The organism is Virgibacillus sp. LDC-1 (assembly GCF_030137545.1).
In the GTDB taxonomy this organism is placed as follows: domain Bacteria; phylum Bacillota; class Bacilli; order Bacillales; family Amphibacillaceae; genus LDC-1.
On sequence record NZ_JARUVL010000014.1, the window covers coordinates 47,253 to 63,678 of the forward strand.

General features: G+C 37.3%; 20 protein-coding genes. 19 read left to right on the top strand and 1 reads right to left on the bottom strand.

Translation table 11 applies throughout. The features are described 5' to 3' along the window. Window positions 1–23: 23 nt before the first annotated feature. From aroC to QBK89_RS12055, 15 genes are all read left to right on the top strand, one after another. Window positions 24–1,190, top strand: coding sequence for a chorismate synthase (gene aroC, locus QBK89_RS11985; RefSeq protein ID WP_284141292.1), 1,167 nt, complete (start codon window positions 24–26; stop codon window positions 1,188–1,190). Further along, entirely contained in the window at window positions 1,190–2,263 is a 1,074-nt protein-coding gene (gene aroB, locus QBK89_RS11990) for a 3-dehydroquinate synthase (RefSeq protein ID WP_284141293.1), read from the top strand. The genes aroC and aroB overlap by 1 nt, the downstream gene beginning before the upstream one ends. Next, entirely contained in the window at window positions 2,260–2,640 is a 381-nt protein-coding gene (aroH, locus tag QBK89_RS11995; protein WP_284141294.1) for a chorismate mutase, read from the top strand. Before aroB ends, aroH begins: the two co-directional genes overlap by 4 nt. Further along, window positions 2,640–3,737 (top strand): histidinol-phosphate transaminase, encoded by a 1,098-nt coding sequence (gene hisC / locus QBK89_RS12000; RefSeq protein WP_284141295.1) that lies wholly within the window; start codon window positions 2,640–2,642, stop codon window positions 3,735–3,737. The genes aroH and hisC overlap by 1 nt, the downstream gene beginning before the upstream one ends. Before the next feature lie 3 nt (window positions 3,738–3,740). Next, the gene (locus tag QBK89_RS12005; RefSeq protein WP_284141296.1) at window positions 3,741–4,841 is read left to right on the top strand and encodes a prephenate dehydrogenase; all 1,101 of its coding nucleotides are present in this window, start codon (window positions 3,741–3,743) and stop codon (window positions 4,839–4,841) included. A gap of 32 nt (window positions 4,842–4,873) precedes the next feature. Then, window positions 4,874–6,157 (top strand): 3-phosphoshikimate 1-carboxyvinyltransferase, encoded by a 1,284-nt coding sequence (gene aroA, locus QBK89_RS12010; protein ID WP_443089786.1) that lies wholly within the window; start codon window positions 4,874–4,876, stop codon window positions 6,155–6,157. A gap of 105 nt (window positions 6,158–6,262) precedes the next feature. Beyond that, window positions 6,263–7,510, top strand: a complete 1,248-nt coding sequence (locus QBK89_RS12015; RefSeq protein ID WP_284141297.1) for a tetratricopeptide repeat protein — start codon at window positions 6,263–6,265, stop codon at window positions 7,508–7,510. Window positions 7,511–7,554: 44 nt separating this feature from the next. Continuing rightward, complete coding sequence (locus tag QBK89_RS12020) at window positions 7,555–8,118, top strand: ReoY family proteolytic degradation factor (RefSeq protein WP_284141298.1); 564 nt, start codon at window positions 7,555–7,557, stop codon at window positions 8,116–8,118. A 91-nt stretch (window positions 8,119–8,209) separates the two neighbouring features. After that, the gene (locus QBK89_RS12025; protein ID WP_284141299.1) at window positions 8,210–8,671 is read left to right on the top strand and encodes a YpiF family protein; all 462 of its coding nucleotides are present in this window, start codon (window positions 8,210–8,212) and stop codon (window positions 8,669–8,671) included. A gap of 146 nt (window positions 8,672–8,817) precedes the next feature. Then, on the top strand, window positions 8,818–9,330 hold the full coding sequence (locus QBK89_RS12030; RefSeq protein ID WP_284141300.1) for a QcrA and Rieske domain-containing protein: 513 nt from the start codon (window positions 8,818–8,820) through the stop codon (window positions 9,328–9,330). A 6-nt stretch (window positions 9,331–9,336) separates the two neighbouring features. Then, entirely contained in the window at window positions 9,337–10,011 is a 675-nt protein-coding gene (gene qcrB, locus QBK89_RS12035; protein ID WP_284141301.1) for a menaquinol-cytochrome c reductase cytochrome b subunit, read from the top strand. A 17-nt stretch (window positions 10,012–10,028) separates the two neighbouring features. Beyond that, window positions 10,029–10,805 carry a menaquinol-cytochrome c reductase cytochrome b/c subunit gene (locus QBK89_RS12040; RefSeq protein ID WP_284141302.1) on the top strand — a complete coding sequence of 259 codons (777 nt, stop codon included), beginning with the start codon at window positions 10,029–10,031 and terminating at the stop codon, window positions 10,803–10,805. Between the two features lie 142 nt (window positions 10,806–10,947). Continuing rightward, entirely contained in the window at window positions 10,948–11,532 is a 585-nt protein-coding gene (gene lhaT / locus QBK89_RS12045; RefSeq protein WP_284141303.1) for a lipoprotein heptaprenylglyceryl N-acetyltransferase LhaT, read from the top strand. A 62-nt stretch (window positions 11,533–11,594) separates the two neighbouring features. After that, complete coding sequence (locus QBK89_RS12050) at window positions 11,595–11,849, top strand: sporulation protein YpjB (protein ID WP_284141304.1); 255 nt, start codon at window positions 11,595–11,597, stop codon at window positions 11,847–11,849. Between the two features lie 68 nt (window positions 11,850–11,917). Beyond that, on the top strand, window positions 11,918–12,607 hold the full coding sequence (locus QBK89_RS12055) for a zinc metallopeptidase (protein ID WP_284141305.1): 690 nt from the start codon (window positions 11,918–11,920) through the stop codon (window positions 12,605–12,607). 33 nt (window positions 12,608–12,640) lie between these two features. On the opposite strand, the gene QBK89_RS12060 is transcribed toward QBK89_RS12055, so the two are convergent. Further along, entirely contained in the window at window positions 12,641–13,516 is an 876-nt protein-coding gene (locus QBK89_RS12060) for a YitT family protein (protein WP_284141306.1), read from the bottom strand. A gap of 188 nt (window positions 13,517–13,704) precedes the next feature. Here QBK89_RS12060 and QBK89_RS12065 point away from each other — a divergent pair, with 188 nt between their 5' ends. From QBK89_RS12065 to bshA, 4 genes are read left to right on the top strand one after another with little or no spacing between them, the layout of a single operon-like run. Then, entirely contained in the window at window positions 13,705–14,010 is a 306-nt protein-coding gene (locus QBK89_RS12065; protein ID WP_284141307.1) for a nucleotide pyrophosphohydrolase, read from the top strand. Between the two features lie 28 nt (window positions 14,011–14,038). After that, on the top strand, window positions 14,039–14,845 hold the full coding sequence (gene dapB / locus QBK89_RS12070; RefSeq protein WP_284141308.1) for a 4-hydroxy-tetrahydrodipicolinate reductase: 807 nt from the start codon (window positions 14,039–14,041) through the stop codon (window positions 14,843–14,845). Between the two features lie 39 nt (window positions 14,846–14,884). Continuing rightward, complete coding sequence (gene mgsA, locus QBK89_RS12075) at window positions 14,885–15,301, top strand: methylglyoxal synthase (protein ID WP_284141309.1); 417 nt, start codon at window positions 14,885–14,887, stop codon at window positions 15,299–15,301. Beyond that, window positions 15,298–16,419, top strand: coding sequence for an N-acetyl-alpha-D-glucosaminyl L-malate synthase BshA (gene bshA, locus QBK89_RS12080; RefSeq protein ID WP_284141324.1), 1,122 nt, complete (start codon window positions 15,298–15,300; stop codon window positions 16,417–16,419). Before mgsA ends, bshA begins: the two co-directional genes overlap by 4 nt. The last annotated feature ends 7 nt before the right edge of the window (window positions 16,420–16,426 follow it).

A 16,426-nucleotide genomic window follows, 5' to 3' on the forward strand; every position in this document is an offset into this window, starting at 1 on the left:
AATCTTTACCAAGGGGGATGACCATGCGATACTTAACTGCTGGAGAATCACACGGAAAACAATTAACAACAATCATCGAAGGCATACCTGCACAAATGCCTTTATTAAAGGATGAAATTAATCATTCTCTATTACGCAGACAAAAAGGTTATGGACGCGGAAAAAGAATGCAAATAGAAAAAGATTTAGTAGACATTACAAGTGGTGTACGACATGGGTATACACTAGGTTCACCTATCGCACTTGTTATACATAATGATGATTTTAAGCATTGGACGGACATCATGGGAGAAGACCCCATTGAAGACGGCACTAAAATAAGACGTGTTGTAACAAAACCAAGACCAGGTCATGCTGATTTAAATGGTGCGTTGAAATATGGTCATCGCGATATGCGAAACATCCTGGAACGTTCCTCAGCTCGAGAAACTGCAGCTCGAGTTGCTGCTGGAGCGGTTGCTAAAATTATGCTAAAGCATTTAGGAATTGAAGTTTGTGGCTATGTAAAAGAAATTGGTGGTATTCAAGCAACGGATGATGAAACGTTATCGATAGCTAAAAAACAAGAAATATCTGAGCTTTCTCCTGTTCGGACATTGGATGCATCTGTAGAACAACAAATGATGGACGCGATCGATCAAGCAAAGAAGGATGGAGATTCTATTGGTGGTGTAACAGAGGTATATGTAGAAGGCGTACCAGCTGGAATAGGATCCTATGTTCATTATGACCGGAAGCTTGATGCAAGAATTGCAGGTAGTGTTATGAGTATTAATGCATTCAAAGGCGTAGAGTTCGGAATCGGGTTTGAAGCAGCAAAGAAAAATGGCAGTGAAGTCCATGATGAAATTGCATGGACGAAGGAAAGAGGATATTATCGAACATCGAACCGTCTTGGTGGTTTCGAAGGCGGAATGACGACAGGAATGCCGATTGTGGTAAAAGGGGTTATGAAGCCGATTCCGACTTTATATAAGCCACTAAAAAGTGTTGATATTGAGACAAAGGAAACGTTTCATGCAAGTATCGAACGCTCCGATTCTTGTGCAGTTCCTGCTGCCGCTGTTGTGATGGAGCATATTGTTGCTTTTGAAATTGCAAAAGCAATTACAGAACAATTTTCAAGTGATCGATTTGATCAATTAAAGCAAGCATTAAATGATTATCGAGAAGATTTAAGGTGTATGTAATGAAAGCCATTCACATTCATTCGAGTAGTCATTCATATTCCATTTTTATGGAAGAAAAAATTCGTTTCCAAATCGCTGAACTGCTCGACAAAAAATACTCTTCCGTATTCATAATAACCGATAGCAATGTTGCTCCCTTGTATTTAGACGATGTGAAGCAATGCTTTCATTCTATTAAAACTTATACTGAAGTCATTCCAGCAGGTGAGCAGTCTAAAAGTATGGCTTCTTTTTACCAATTGCACACAAAAGCACTTCAATTTGGACTAGACCGCAATGCATTAATAATCGCGTTGGGCGGAGGTGTCGTTGGCGATTTAGCTGGATTTGTTGCAGCTACATTTATGCGTGGAATTGAATATATTCAAATCCCAACTACGATATTAGCACACGATAGCAGTGTAGGTGGAAAAGTAGCAATCAATCATGAACTAGGCAAAAATTTGATTGGTAGCTTCTACCCACCTGCAATGGTGATATATGATGTAGAAACATTACACACACTATCCCCAAAAGAGATTCGTTCAGGATATGCTGAATTATTAAAGGAAGCTTTGCTAGGAGATGCTCATTTTTTAAAAGATATTTTGCAAACGAACTTATCAGTCCTTGATAACGAAACGCTCCGTCAGCATTTATATAAGGGCGTTAACATTAAAGCATCGATTGTTGAACAAGACGAAAGGGAAAATAACGTTCGAAAATATCTTAATCTCGGACATACATTAGGACATGCATTAGAAACAACTCTCGGATATGGGAAAATGACACACGGTGAGGCAGTAGCAATTGGATTGCTTTTTGCGATATATGTCAGTGAAAAATGGTTGAACGCTTCACTTCCTCAAAAAGAAATCTTCACTTGGTTGACCTTGCAAGCATATCCTATGAAGGAATTAGAAGTTGATATTGACTCTATTCTACAAGCAATGAAAACTGATAAAAAAGTTACCAACCAAACGATTCACATGATTTTATTAGAAAAGGTTGAGAAGCCTGTATTAAAAGAAATTGATGATACAAATTTAAAGCAATATTTACTTGCTTTTTTCGGGGAGCTGAATATATTATGATTCGTGGAATTCGCGGAGCAACTACTGTTATAAAAAATATAGAGTCTGAAATATTGCAAAATACAAAACAATTAATCGAAGAAATGGTTACATTGAATCAAGTCCATCCAACTTCTATTTCTCATGTTTTAATTTCAGTTACACCAGATTTAAACGCGACATTCCCTGCAAAAGCACTCCGTTTACTTGAGGGTTGGACATTTGTTCCAGTGATGTGTATGACAGAAATTAATGTACCAACCGGGTTACCAAAGTGCATTCGAATTATGATGGTAGCAAATACAGATATTTCTCAAGATAAAGTCCAGCATGTATTTCACAATGATGCTATCTATTTACGTCCGGATTTACAGAAAGAAGTGGAGGAGAGTCAGTAATGAAATGGAAACCTATCATTGATCAGTTAGCTCCCTATAAGCAAGGGATGCAAATGGAGGATGTAAAGAAAAAGTATGGATTGCAACAAATCGTAAAACTTGCCTCCAATGAAAATCCATATGGATTCTCCCCAAAAGTACCAGATGTCTTTCAACAACAGCAACAATTCGCACTATATCCGGACGGTCATGCAACTGAATTGCGTCAAGTGCTAGCTGAAAAACTCCACGTTGAAGAAGATCAACTCTTGTTTGGAAGTGGCACAGATGAGATTGTTCAAATGATTTGTCGAGCTTTTCTTTATCCGAATACGAATACGGTAATGGCAGCTCCTACTTTTCCACAATACAAGCACCACGCATCCATAGAAGGAGCAACTGTAGTAGAAGTTCCAACAAACTTTGAAGGCTATCATAATCTACAAGGAATGCTTGAAGCGATTGACGAGTATACAAATGTTGTGTGGCTTTGTTCACCGAATAACCCAACTGGAACAAATATCCCTCCAGATGATTTCGATATGTTTCTTGAACAATGTCCAAAAGATACATTAATTGTACTTGATGAAGCTTACTATGAATATCTCAATGAAGAGAAGGATATTCATGCAATAATCAAATTAAAGTGCTATAACAATCTTATAATTTTACGGACCTTCTCTAAAGCATATGGGCTTGCAAGCTTACGCATTGGCTATGCGATTACGAGCCGTGAAATTGCAAGTAAACTGAATGTCGTAAGAGCCCCATTCAACACCACTTCTATCGCTCAAAAGGCAGCAATAGCAGCTTTATCTGATGATGATTTCATCCAACAGACAGTAAGTGAAAACAGACGGGTGAAAACAGAATTTATGCTTTTTCTTCATAAAATTGGCTGGCGTTATTATGATTCGGAAGCGAATTTTTTACTCGTCCAAACGCCTGTAGAGGGAGAGACAGTTTTTGCGTTTTTGTTAAAGCATGGATTTATTGTTCGTCCGGGTGAAGGGATTGGAGTAGCCAATGCCATTCGAGTTACGATTGGAAAAGCGCATGACATGCAAAAACTTCAAGCATTACTATTACAATTTAATACGACATTAAAGGACGGCTGACCTATGAAAACAAAAGTGCTTATTGTAGGACTGGGCCTAATTGGTGGGTCAATCGCCAAAAACTTAGCTCAATCAGATGTTAACCATGTTATTGGTTTTGATGTTCATAAAGCATCTTTAACCTATGCGAAGGAGCATAATATAATTAACGAAATTACAGAAGATCTATTAAACGCATGTCGTTATGTAGACTTTATTATTCTTGCTACACCAATAACGGAAACAATTGCTTACTTAAAGAAATTTAACGAAGTTCCATTTCATAAAGATGTTGTGATCATGGATGTAAGTTCTGTAAAAGGAAAAATAATGAAAACTGCAGCTGAGCTTCATAATGAGCACATCACCTTTATTGGTGGGCATCCAATGGCTGGTTCACATAAAAGAGGCGTACAAGCAGCAAAAGCGCATTTATTTGAAAATGCAATATTTGTATTAACGCCACTACCAAATACGAGACAAGCGCCATTATCAAATTTAAAGCTTCTGTTACAATCATTAAAAAGCAAATTTGTTATTATGCAACCGAATGAACATGATGAAATGACCGGAGTTGTATCACATTTTCCACATTTAATCGCCTCTTCACTTGTGCATCAAGCTAAAAAATGGGAACAGACACATACATATCTTCCCAAGCTTGCTGCAGGTGGATTTCGTGACATTACAAGGATTGCATCAAGTAATCCCGCTTTATGGCAAGATATCTTCTCGCATAACCGAGAAAAAATGTCAGTATTATTAGAAGACTGGATCATGGAAATGAAAGCATTAAAGAATTTATTAGATTATAATAAAACAGATCAAATCATTTCCTATCTAGAGGTAGCCAAAAATTATCGCGATGGGCTTGGTTATAAAGAAAAAGGAGCAGTTCCATCCTTTTATGATCTTTATGTAGATATTCGTGATCAACCAGGCGCCCTTGCCAACGTTGTACAGCTATTAGCAGCGCACGCAATTAGCATAGCAAATATACAAATACTCGAAATACGCGAAGGACTAACAGGAGCGCTTTGCATATCATTTGCAAGTGAAAATGGATTTACACAAAGTGCAAAAATATTACAACAATCAGGTTTTGAAGTAACGATTGCAAATTAACAAGAAGCTCTACGACGAAAGGAGTGTCTCTATTGGATAATAAAGTGCTAATGCGTGCTTCACGTCCACTTACAGGTGAGGTATATGTACCTGGAGATAAATCGATTTCACACCGAGCGGTTATACTTGGCTCTTTAGCGGAAGGTACTACAGAAATAACTAATTTTTTACATGGTGAAGATTGCCTTCGAACGATCACCGCTTTCCAAGCAATGGGGGTAACCATACATAATCGTAATGACAAAGTGATTATCGAAGGAAGGGGAAAAGACAGCCTATGTGAACCAGTAGTGCCATTGTACTTTGGTAATTCAGGTACAACAGCAAGACTCATGCTAGGGCTTTTAGCTGGGATGTCATTTTTTACGGTTGCTTTTGGTGATGAGTCATTAACAAAACGACCGATGGATCGAGTCGTAGAGCCATTAAGGAAAATGGGGGCAGCTATTTCCGGGAGAAATAACGGACGTTTACTTCCATTATCTATCAATGGGAAACAGCTAAAGGGAATTGAATACACGATGCCTGTGCAAAGCGCACAAGTAAAATCAGCGTTATTACTTGCTGGATTATTTGCCGAAGGAAAGACGACCATTACAGAAGATGTTTCAACTCGAAACCATACAGAAAATATGTTACAGGCATTTGGAGCAACTATTTCTGTGGAAGAAAAAACGATTACACTCATCCCTAACAGGAAATTAAAAGCTACGAATGTATTTGTCCCTGGGGATATTTCATCTGCTGCCTTTTTTATGGCAGCTGCAATAATCGTACCTGAAAGTAATGTAACATTAAAAAATGTAGGTATCAATCCTACCCGTGCAGGAATTCTAGATGTTTTAGACAAAATGGGAGCAGCATATTCTATTCAAAATAAACAGGAAGTTGCTGGAGAAGCTTTGGGAGACATATCGATAGCTTATAGCAAATTAAAAGGCACTACGGTTGAAGGTCCACTTATTCCTAGGCTTATCGATGAAATTCCTGTTATCGCCTTAATCGCAACCCAAGCAGAAGGTACTACTATAATTAAGGATGCGAGCGAGTTACGAGTAAAAGAAACGGATCGAATTCAGGCGGTAGTCGATGTTTTATCAAAACTTGGCGCAGACATAACCGCTACAGAGGATGGGATGATAATTCATGGAAAAACAGTCTTAAGCGGCGCTCCTGTTTCATCTTATTATGATCATCGCATTGCAATGATGGCTGCAATCGCATCACTTATTGCACAGGGCAAGGTTGAGATTGATGATGTCTCACCAATCGCTATTTCTTATCCGACATTTTTTGAAGAATTAAATCGGATATGATCGTACGTGAGAGAATCTAGAGTTACTCAGATTCTCTCATTTTACATTTTCATATTATCCATTTACTATGGAAATTAGAATGGTTTTAAGAAAGGAAGTTTCTTTATGAATCTAATCGAAGAAGCTAGTCGTTTATTTGAAAACGAGCAAACAGAAGAAGCACTTCAATTAATTAATAATTATATACCTAATCTAGATGACGAAGAGAAATATACGATTGCACAGTTGTTCATGCAATGGGGATTCTTACAAAATGCATTAGAGCTGTTAAGCGTACTACGAGAAAAATATCCGAACGAAAGCAATATTAAGCTCGAGTTAGCAGATATTTATATTGAGTTAGACGAGGATGAACATGCAATTGATTTACTACATCAAATTGAGCTAGAGGATGAGGCTTATATTCCGTCACTTATGCTGCTTGCAGATCTCTACCAAGTTCAAGGGCTTTACGAAGTAGCGGAGCAAAAACTATTGCAAGCGAAACAACTTGCACCACAAGAAGAAGTGATTGATTTCGCTTTAGGAGAATTGTTATTTTCGATAGGCGAATATAAGCGTGCGATTGTTTATTACGAGCGCATGAACCAAGAAGAAATGGTACATGTTTCTATCAATGAACGATTAGCAGAAGCATATGCTGCAACTGGAGAATACGAGAAAGCATTAACACTGTATGCTAAATTGGATTCTGAAAACGCAGATACGTTATTTAAATATGGGACAACTGCTCATCAAGCAGGGAGAAATGATATTGCGATCCATGCTTGGAAGAAAGTAATGGAGTTAGATCCACTATATACCTCCGTTTATCTTTTGTTAGCCACTGCATATGAAGAGGAGAATTTAATCAAAGAAGGATATGAAACGGCGAAAAAAGGAATTGAAAAGGACGAGTTTAACAAAGAACTGTTTTTCCTTGCTGGTTCATTGGCTCACCAACTAAATGATAACGACACAAGTGAACAACTCGTGCGCGAAGCAATCGCACTTGATCCAGATTATAAGGAAGCCGTGTTATTCTTAATCGAATTCTTTAAAGAAAAAGAAGAATATGAATCCATCATTGAACTAATTCAAGAAATTCAACAGCTTGGAGCAAGTGACCCGCTTTATGAGTGGGAGCTTGCACGAGCATATGTAGAAATGGAATTTTTTGATGATGCATTAAATAGCTATTCTGAAGCATATAATAATTTAAATGAAGACAGTGACTTTTTAAAGGAGTATGGTTACTTTTTAATTGAAGAAGGGAGGACAGAACAAGCAATTTCTGTACTTCGAATGTATTTAAAGGAACAGCCCTTAGATACGGAAACGGAGGAATATGTTCACCGGTTAAAAGATGCTTAGTCATACTTATTGTTATGTGTGAATTGTAAGAGGGGGGAATAGTCATGCAAACTCCAGTCTCCGTAAAAGACAAGAAAAGCTTTATTGAATGGTTTTTAAATAACCATCAGTTAAAAAAGCGAGAGAGTGTGTGGATATTAAACTACATTATTAATCATGATATCATTTTAGAAAATATCCATTTTGTTCGTGATGCAAAATTTTGCCCCAGAAGTATAATTATTTCAACGCAATGCTCCAATGAGATTCCCTTTCGGTTTTATAAGAACCACGTCGTTACGAATGATGCGGAGAAATCATTCCATGATATTCGATTAAATCAACAGGAAGCATTGTATATTCAATTGAACTTTAAAAACGTAAAGCAAAATCCTTTATACGTTACTGTATTAGAGGAAAACCCATATATCCCAGATGAATTTCTAATAACAAAGCAGGATCAGGAATTTGCAGCACAAATCTTAGATCAAACCGTATATGAATTTAGAAAGAAGCATATCATCAAAGCAATTGATTTAGCGTTAGATAATCGGGACAAAGAACAATTTCAGCTTTTAACAGAGTCATTACGTCAATTAGAGTCGAGATATTCAAATCAACCTTTTTAAAGGTTGATTTTTTTTGCTTAAATAGATAGAATTCATACGAAGTCATTATTTACAAAATTATTATTCAACGATACAGAGGGGTGTAATTCAATTGAAATGGAAGAAAGCTGATGTTGAAAAATATGTTCAAGCAAAAGAATATATCGATACGATTCTGTTACCATTAATCCCTTTTCAATTTTCCCAGGATAAGGATATAGAATTGGTTGCTTCACAAAATGATCTGTTACATATTTTTGCTTCTGAAATTGAAAAAGAGCTTGCAGGGAGAGTCATGCTACTTCCAAGCTATCATTATATTAGTAGCGCAGCTAAAAGTGAAGAATATCTCCGGCTAAATTCATGGATTCAAGAAACGGAGAAACAGCCTTTTGAGCACGCTATTCTGCTTACTTTTGATGCAAGCTGGAAAAAATATGAAAAGGAAATAACAGGTAACTTGATTTGGTTACCAATGATTCAAAGTGAGTCATTTGATTCAAAGCAAATAAAAGGACTTATAAAAAATCAGGTTGAACAAATATGTGAGATGATTCGTGCATATTGGCAGTAATTCCCTCTGTTTCTCAGGAAAGGATTGCAACCCAATCTTTTGCAGTTTTTATATTGACCGTCCTTATAGTTTACGCTATCATGGTAATGTCCTAGTAATATATTTTAGTAGTGATTGTCCGTGATTATAATAAAGGGGGGAAAATCATGAGTGATTACAAGCAACAAGTATCCCGTCGACAGTTTTTGAACTATACATTGACTGGCGTTGGTGGTTTTATGGCTGCTGGAATGCTTGCATCACCACTGCGCATGGCAATCGATCCAGTGTTACAGCCATCACGCTCTGGGGATTTAGCGAATGTTGGACTAGCTGAAGAAGACATAACGACAGAACCCCAACGTGTAGAGTGGAAGGTTGAACAAGTAGACGGTTGGTATGAATCCGAGGTTACAAAATCTGCATGGGTATTTAAAAATGACAAAGGGGAAATTGTTGCCCTATCACCAGTATGTAAGCACCTTGGATGCATGGTTTCTTGGGAAGGAAGCGAAAAGTATCCGAATGAGTTCTTTTGTCCTTGTCATGATGGTAGGTATTATAAGGACGGTACAAACGTACCAGGAACACCACCACCAGAACCACTTGATGTTTTTGAACAAAAAGTTGAAAATGGTATGTTATTTCTTGGAAAAGCACATCCCAGAAAGGGGGCGTAATCATTTATGTTACAAAAAGTTTATGATTGGATAGATGAACGCGTAGATATTACGCCAATTTGGCGGGATATTGCCGATCATGAAGTACCTGAGCATGTTAACCCTGCTCACCACTTCTCAGCCTTTGTATATTGTTTTGGAGGACTAACCTTCTTTGTAGTGGTAATTCAGATTTTATCTGGTATGTTTTTAACGATGTATTATGTTCCAGACATTGAAAATGCATGGAAATCAGTTTATTATTTGCAAACCCAGGTAGCACATGGACAAATCGTTCGTGGAATGCACCATTGGGGAGCGAGTGTTGTTATTGTAATGCTTTTATTACATACACTCCGAGTATTCTTCCAAGGAGCATATAAAAAACCACGTGAATTAAACTGGATCGTAGGGGTTTTGCTTTTCTTTATTATGCTCGGTTTAGGCTTTACAGGCTACTTATTACCTTGGGATAATAAAGCCTATTTCGCGACAGAGGTTGGATTAAATATTGCTGGTGAAGTTCCTTTCATTGGTGATTATCTTAAAACACTTTTAGCTGGAGATGTAGAGATTGTTGGTGCACAAACATTGACGCGATTCTTCGCGATTCATGTATTCTTCTTACCAGGAGCTCTCTTTGCATTAATGGCTGTTCACTTTATATTAATTCGTAGACAAGGGATATCTGGACCACTATAAAAAGGGGAGGGAATACTGTGCATAAAGGAAAAGGAATGAAATTTGTTGGCGATTCACGTGTGTCTGCTGAACGCAAATCAACAATTCCAAAAGACTACTCGGAATATCCGGGAAGAACAGAAGCCTTTTGGCCAAACTTTTTATTAAAGGAATGGTTAGTTGGATCTGTATTTTTAGTTGGATTTCTTAGCTTAACATTAGCACACCCATCTCCTTTAGAAGGAGTGGCAGATCCGACAACTCCAGGGTATATTCCATTACCCGATTGGTATTTCTTATTTTTATACCAATTACTGAAATATAAATTCGCAAGTCAAGCCTATGTGTTATTAGGTGTAATTGTTATTCCAGGTCTAGCATTTGGAGCTCTATTATTAGCACCATTTCTAGACAATGGGCCAGGACGTAGACCACATCAACGTCCAATTGCCGTAGGGATGATGATCCTTGGATTAGCATCTGTTATTTGGCTCACATATGAGTCTGCTGCAGCTGTTGATTGGGAGCAAAGAGCAGAGGCTAACAAGCCAATTCCTGCCTCAAGTGTAGAAATAGATAAAGAAGATCCAGGATATGCTGTTTTTGAATCGAATTGTTTGGCATGTCATGGAGAGGATCTTTCTGGTGGAGCTGCAGGACCTTCCTTAATCGGGACGGAATATTCAGCAGAGGAAATTGCTGATATTGCAAAAAACGGTATCGGTTCTATGCCTGCAGATCAATTTAAAGGTACAGAAGAAGAATTACAGCAGCTTGTTGACTTTATTATGTCTGTAAACGAACAAGCAAAATAAACTATATTAGCACCTTTGTCAATTCATTGACGAAGGTGCTTTTTACAATTAAATAATAGTTACTTATTGAAATATACTGCTACAATAGATAAGCTAAGCATAATAACTTTCAGAAAAACTAAGCAAAGAGAGGATCTTCCTCATGTTAAAGTACTTACTTTTAGACAAACGTTTTTTAATTTTATTATTTATCGTTAATTTAGCGGGGACAATTTATGGGTTTTATTGGTATAAATATCAACTAGCGATGACGCCAAATATTTTTCTTTTATTTGTTCCAGATAGTCCCACAGCAAGTTTGTTTTTTACCATATTTTTGTTGTTTTTTATTTTTGGTAGAAACACGCCATACATAGAAGCACTTGGAATGATCACGCTATTCAAATACGGGGTATGGGCAGTAGTGATGAATGTATTAACATTAATTGTAGATGGTTCATTAAGTCCAGCCGGATATATGCTTATTGCCTCACATGGAGCAATGGCTATTCAAGGATTGTTATACGCCCCATATTACAAGATAAAAACTCGCCATATTGTCGTCGCTGCTATTTGGACATTACATAATGATGTTATTGATTACGTATTTGGAATGATGCCAATGTATGGCTCATTAAATAATTTCATGGATAAAATTGGTTATTTTACATTTTGGCTAAGCATCCTATCAATTAGCATCGCTTATTGGCTCACAAAAGAAAAAAGTACAAAGCCTCTTCGTCTGTAAACGTTATATCTACCTTTTGGTACACATACATTAGTATAAAAGTGTATCAAAGGAGGATCTCTATGCTAAAAAAGCAATTAAATAAGATAACCAGCCTCAGTTGGTTTATCATAGGGATTTTCACCATTGTCATCTCAGAAAATAAACTTTACGCTCAATCGATTGAAGAAGATACAAAAGAAAGTAGCGGAATGATTCCGCTTTTTTGGATCATTATCATTGTCGGTGGATGTATTGCCCTTACATTATCTTACGTTAGTTGGAGAAAATATAAAGGTGAAAAAAATAAACAAAAACAAGATCAAATAGTTGACTGATGCACTTAATTTGACTAAAATTGACCTTATCACTAAAAATTTTTCTACACACTAATGGAGGAATGAACATGCCAGGATCTTTTGGTGGCTATATCATTTATATGGCGCTATTGTTGATCATCCCACTTTGGGCACAATCAAAAGTTAAATCCACTTATAATAAATTTTCACGGGTACCTACATCATCAGCGATGACTGGTGCTGAAGTAGCGCGAAAGATTTTAAATGATAATGGAATATATGATGTACAAATTGAAGAAACAAGAGGAGTACTTTCAGATCATTATGATCCAAGAAAGAAAGTAGTTCGTCTATCCAGCTCTAATTTTCACGGACATTCCATGGCTGCTTCTGCGGTAGCCGCACATGAAGTAGGACATGCTATCCAGCATGCAGAAGGGTATGCATTCTTGAGATTTCGCAGTGCACTAGCTCCTGCTGCAAACTTAGGATCAAATTTATCATTTTTCCTAATTATTGCCGGTTTCATCTTTGGAATGCTCCAATTAGCCGTTGTTGGGGTTGCGTTTATGTCTGTTGCTGTCTTATTCCAACTTGTAACACTTCCGGTTGAATTTGATGCTTCTAATCGAGCGATGGCGCAGTTAGTTTCAACGGGGATAATTCGAAACAATGAAGAGCGCGATACAAAAAAAGTATTAAATGCAGCAGCAATGACATATGTTGCAGCAGCATTAGTAGCTGTAGCTGAGTTAATCCGTTTTATATTAATTATTGTTGCAAATAATAGAGATTAAAAAAAGGGATGATGCGATCATCCCTTTTTTATGTTAATCCTCATGAATGGGGTTTTTATTTTCATCTAATGTAAAGCCTTCACCAACAACATCATGAACAGCACTTACAGCAACAAAAGCATGTGGATCTATTGTATTAATAATTGCTTTTAGTCGAACAATTTCGTTTCTACCAACAACACAATATAGTACATCTCTGTTTTCACCTGTAAAGCTACCACGTCCACTAAGAACAGTAACTCCACGATCCATCTCAGTCATAATTTTTTGCGCTATTTCGTTACTTTTGCCAGATATAATGGTAGCACCGCGTGCAGAATAGGCACCTTCTTGAATAAAATCGATTACTCTTGCCCCAATGTAAACCGCAAGAAGGGTATACATCCCTTCCACTAATTCAAGAATGGTAAAGACGGATGTTGCGATTACGAAAAAGTCGAATAAAAACATCGTTCTTCCCATACTCCAGCCTACATATTTATGTACGAGTCTTGCGATAATGTCGACACCGCCTGTAGTACCTCCATAACGGAAAATGATTCCGAGTCCAACCCCAATAAATACACCGGCGAACAGCGCTACTAACGTCATGTCATTTTCAAGGTGAATAAGAAACATATGCTTTTGGAAAACACTTAAAAACACGGACACAGAAAGTGTTCCAATAATGGTATAGTAAAATGTATTGCGTCCTAGAAATCGCCAGCCAACAAAAAACACCGGCACATTTAAGATAATATTTGTAATAGCTGGATCCCAATTAAAAGCAAAATAAAGCAATAACGTTATCCCAGTAAACCCACCTTCACCGAGATTATGCTGCATATTAAAATGAACAAGGCCAAATGAAAAAATTGCTGATCCGAGTAGAATAAAAAAGATATTTTTAAGCTTTAATCCAAGAATCAAGGTGATCCCCCTAACATGTCCAAATTACGCTATTCATGCTGCGCTTGTTCCATTATAATAAAATCATCTCTGACAAACAATTTATGTGAATATATAATTTGTCAAAATTGCATGGATTAAGTAACATAAAAGATAATTACTAAGAAAAAGGGGTGCTTCTCATCAATACTCCACTATATGATACAAAAATGATTCAACAGCGTGTTGACAATTATATCTCACAATTTAAAGAAGGTTATTTTTCACCTTTGGCACTTATGGCTCGTCTAACAGAAGAAATAGGAGAGCTTGCACGTGAAGTAAATCATCATCATGGCGAAAAGCCTAAGAAATCTTCTGAAAAAGCGAAAACAATGGATGAAGAGTTAGGTGATGTTCTTTTCGTTCTTACATGCTTTGCGAATTCATTAGATATTGATCTTTCCGAAGCGTTTGAGCGTTCTATTCAAAAAATTGAAACACGAGATAAACATCGTTGGACACGGAAGGATTAGTCATCATCAGGAACGAGGAGGAATTAACATGACAATAAAAGTAATAATAGCTGGACCAAGAGGAAGAATGGGTAAGGAAGCCGTTAACATGGTTGCAAATTCCGATGATTTTCAATTAGTTGCGTGCATTGATACGAAAAATGATGGTAAAAAACTGCATGAAGTGTTACCTTATCCTGAACTTGATGTACCAATCTTTATTAATCCAGAGGAATGCTTCCACACAGTTGCAGCGGACGTATTTGTAGATCTAACTGTTCCGGAGAGTGGCTACTTTCATACGAGGCTTGCATTGATGTTTAATTTGCGACCTGTTATCGGAACAACTGGCTTTACAGCAGAACAACTAGATGAATTACAAAAGCTTTCCAAGGAAAAAGATTTAGGTGGCGTCATTGCTCCTAATTTCGCCCTTGGCGCTGTGCTTATGATGCAATTTTCTCGTCAAGCAGCAAAATATTTTCCGGATGTTGAAATTATCGAAATGCATCATGATCAAAAGTTAGATGCTCCTTCAGGTACAGCAGAAAAAACAGTAGCACTAATCCAAGAAACAAGAACAAGCAAAAAGCAAGGACATCCAAATGAAAAGGAAACAATTGCTGGCGCTAGAGGAGCAGAGAAGGATGGTATTCGCATTCACAGTGTAAGACTTCCTGGTCTTGTTGCTCATCAAGAAGTGATATTTGGCGGTCCAGGTCAAACGCTAACTTTAAGACACGATTCGTTAAATCGAGATTCATTCATGTCAGGTATTCATTTTGCTATAAAGCAGGTCATGGAAATGAAAGCACTTGTATATGGATTAGAGAATTTAATGGAATTGAACGTTTAACAAGAAAATTTATTAAAATTACCCTATTGGAGGTACATCATGAATATTGCCTTAATCGCACATGATAAAAAAAAGCAAGATATCATTCGTTTTAGTATCGCATATCAACATGTATTAAAAGAGCATCAATTATTTGCAACAGGCACAACTGGCAAGATGATTCATGAAGCAACAGGTCTACCGGTACATCGTTTTTTATCCGGTCCAATGGGAGGAGACCAACAAATTGGTGCCATGATTGCAAATAATGACATGGATGTTGTTATCTTTTTCCGAGACCCATTAACAGCACAGCCCCATGAACCAGATGTTAGCGCCTTAATGCGGTTGTGTGATGTGCATCTGATTCCATTGGTTACGAACCTTGCAGCCGCTGAAATTGCGATTCATGGTCTACAACGAGGGGACTTAGCGTGGCGAGAGATTGTAAAAGAACAGAGGGAAAAAAATCAATGAAAATAGGTATTACTTGCTATCCAACCGTGGGAGGGTCAGGTGTTATTGCAACCGAACTCGGAATGCTGCTAGCAGAAAAAGGAAATGAAATTCACTTTATCACTTCAAGTCTTCCGTTCCGTCTTAATCGTGTACATCCAGCCATTTATTATCATGAAGTGGAGTTAAATCATTATCCGGTTTTTCAATATCCACCATATGATTTATCACTTGCTTCTAAAATGGCTGAAGTAATTGATCGTGAAAAATTAGATATTCTACACGTTCATTATGCAATGCCACACGCTATATGTGCGATATTAGCGAAACAAATCGCTACCCATGATGTGAAAATTGTCACTACTTTACACGGAACAGACATTACGGTTCTCGGAATTGACCCGACGTTTAAGAAAATGATCAAATATGGAATTGAGGAATCAGATGCGGTAACTGCAGTGTCGAATCATCTTGTTTCTACGACCGCAACTATGCTAGAGACCGACAAACCTATTTCTGTTATCTATAATTTCGTTAACGAACAAGAGTACTATAAAAAAGACACATCGCAAATCAAACGAGAATTCGGAATTCAGCAGGATGAAAAAGTAATCATTCATATTTCTAACTTTCGTAAAGTAAAACGACTTGAAGATGTCATTCAAACCTTTGCACTTGTACGTAAAAAGCAAAAAGCAAAGCTACTGCTCGTTGGAGATGGACCAGAGTGTTCAACTATATTCCAGCTTGTCCAAGAATTAGGTGTGGAAGAAGACGTACGCTTTCTTGGAAAGCAAAAAAATATAAGTGAACTGTTATCCATTTCAGATGTTAAACTTTTATTATCTGAAAAAGAAAGCTTTGGACTCGTATTACTTGAAGCTATGGCATGTGAAGTGCCTTGTATTGGAACGAATATTGGTGGAATTCCAGAAGTTATCACGCATAATGAAACAGGGTTCGTCGTTGAGTTAGGGGCGATACAACAAGCTGCCGCTTATACCGTTCAGCTATTGGATAACGAACCACTTCACGAAAAGTTTGCGAAAGCAGCACTAGAGCGAGCAAGAGAACTGTTCCATTCAGATCGAATAGTAGACCAATATATCCAGCTTTATGAAGATACATTGAAGAAATAAGTAAGGA

Coding starts and splice junctions, on each gene's coding strand:
- aroC (WP_284141292.1), top strand. CDS start 24: ATGCGATACTTAACTGCTGGAGAATCACACGGAAAACAATTAACAACA.
- aroB (WP_284141293.1), top strand. CDS start 1,190: ATGAAAGCCATTCACATTCATTCGAGTAGTCATTCATATTCCATTTTT.
- aroH (WP_284141294.1), top strand. CDS start 2,260: ATGATTCGTGGAATTCGCGGAGCAACTACTGTTATAAAAAATATAGAG.
- hisC (WP_284141295.1), top strand. CDS start 2,640: ATGAAATGGAAACCTATCATTGATCAGTTAGCTCCCTATAAGCAAGGG.
- QBK89_RS12005 (WP_284141296.1), top strand. CDS start 3,741: ATGAAAACAAAAGTGCTTATTGTAGGACTGGGCCTAATTGGTGGGTCA.
- QBK89_RS12015 (WP_284141297.1), top strand. CDS start 6,263: ATGAATCTAATCGAAGAAGCTAGTCGTTTATTTGAAAACGAGCAAACA.
- QBK89_RS12020 (WP_284141298.1), top strand. CDS start 7,555: ATGCAAACTCCAGTCTCCGTAAAAGACAAGAAAAGCTTTATTGAATGG.
- QBK89_RS12030 (WP_284141300.1), top strand. CDS start 8,818: ATGAGTGATTACAAGCAACAAGTATCCCGTCGACAGTTTTTGAACTAT.
- qcrB (WP_284141301.1), top strand. CDS start 9,337: ATGTTACAAAAAGTTTATGATTGGATAGATGAACGCGTAGATATTACG.
- lhaT (WP_284141303.1), top strand. CDS start 10,948: ATGTTAAAGTACTTACTTTTAGACAAACGTTTTTTAATTTTATTATTT.
- QBK89_RS12050 (WP_284141304.1), top strand. CDS start 11,595: ATGCTAAAAAAGCAATTAAATAAGATAACCAGCCTCAGTTGGTTTATC.
- QBK89_RS12055 (WP_284141305.1), top strand. CDS start 11,918: ATGCCAGGATCTTTTGGTGGCTATATCATTTATATGGCGCTATTGTTG.
- QBK89_RS12065 (WP_284141307.1), top strand. CDS start 13,705: ATGATTCAACAGCGTGTTGACAATTATATCTCACAATTTAAAGAAGGT.
- dapB (WP_284141308.1), top strand. CDS start 14,039: ATGACAATAAAAGTAATAATAGCTGGACCAAGAGGAAGAATGGGTAAG.
- mgsA (WP_284141309.1), top strand. CDS start 14,885: ATGAATATTGCCTTAATCGCACATGATAAAAAAAAGCAAGATATCATT.
- bshA (WP_284141324.1), top strand. CDS start 15,298: ATGAAAATAGGTATTACTTGCTATCCAACCGTGGGAGGGTCAGGTGTT.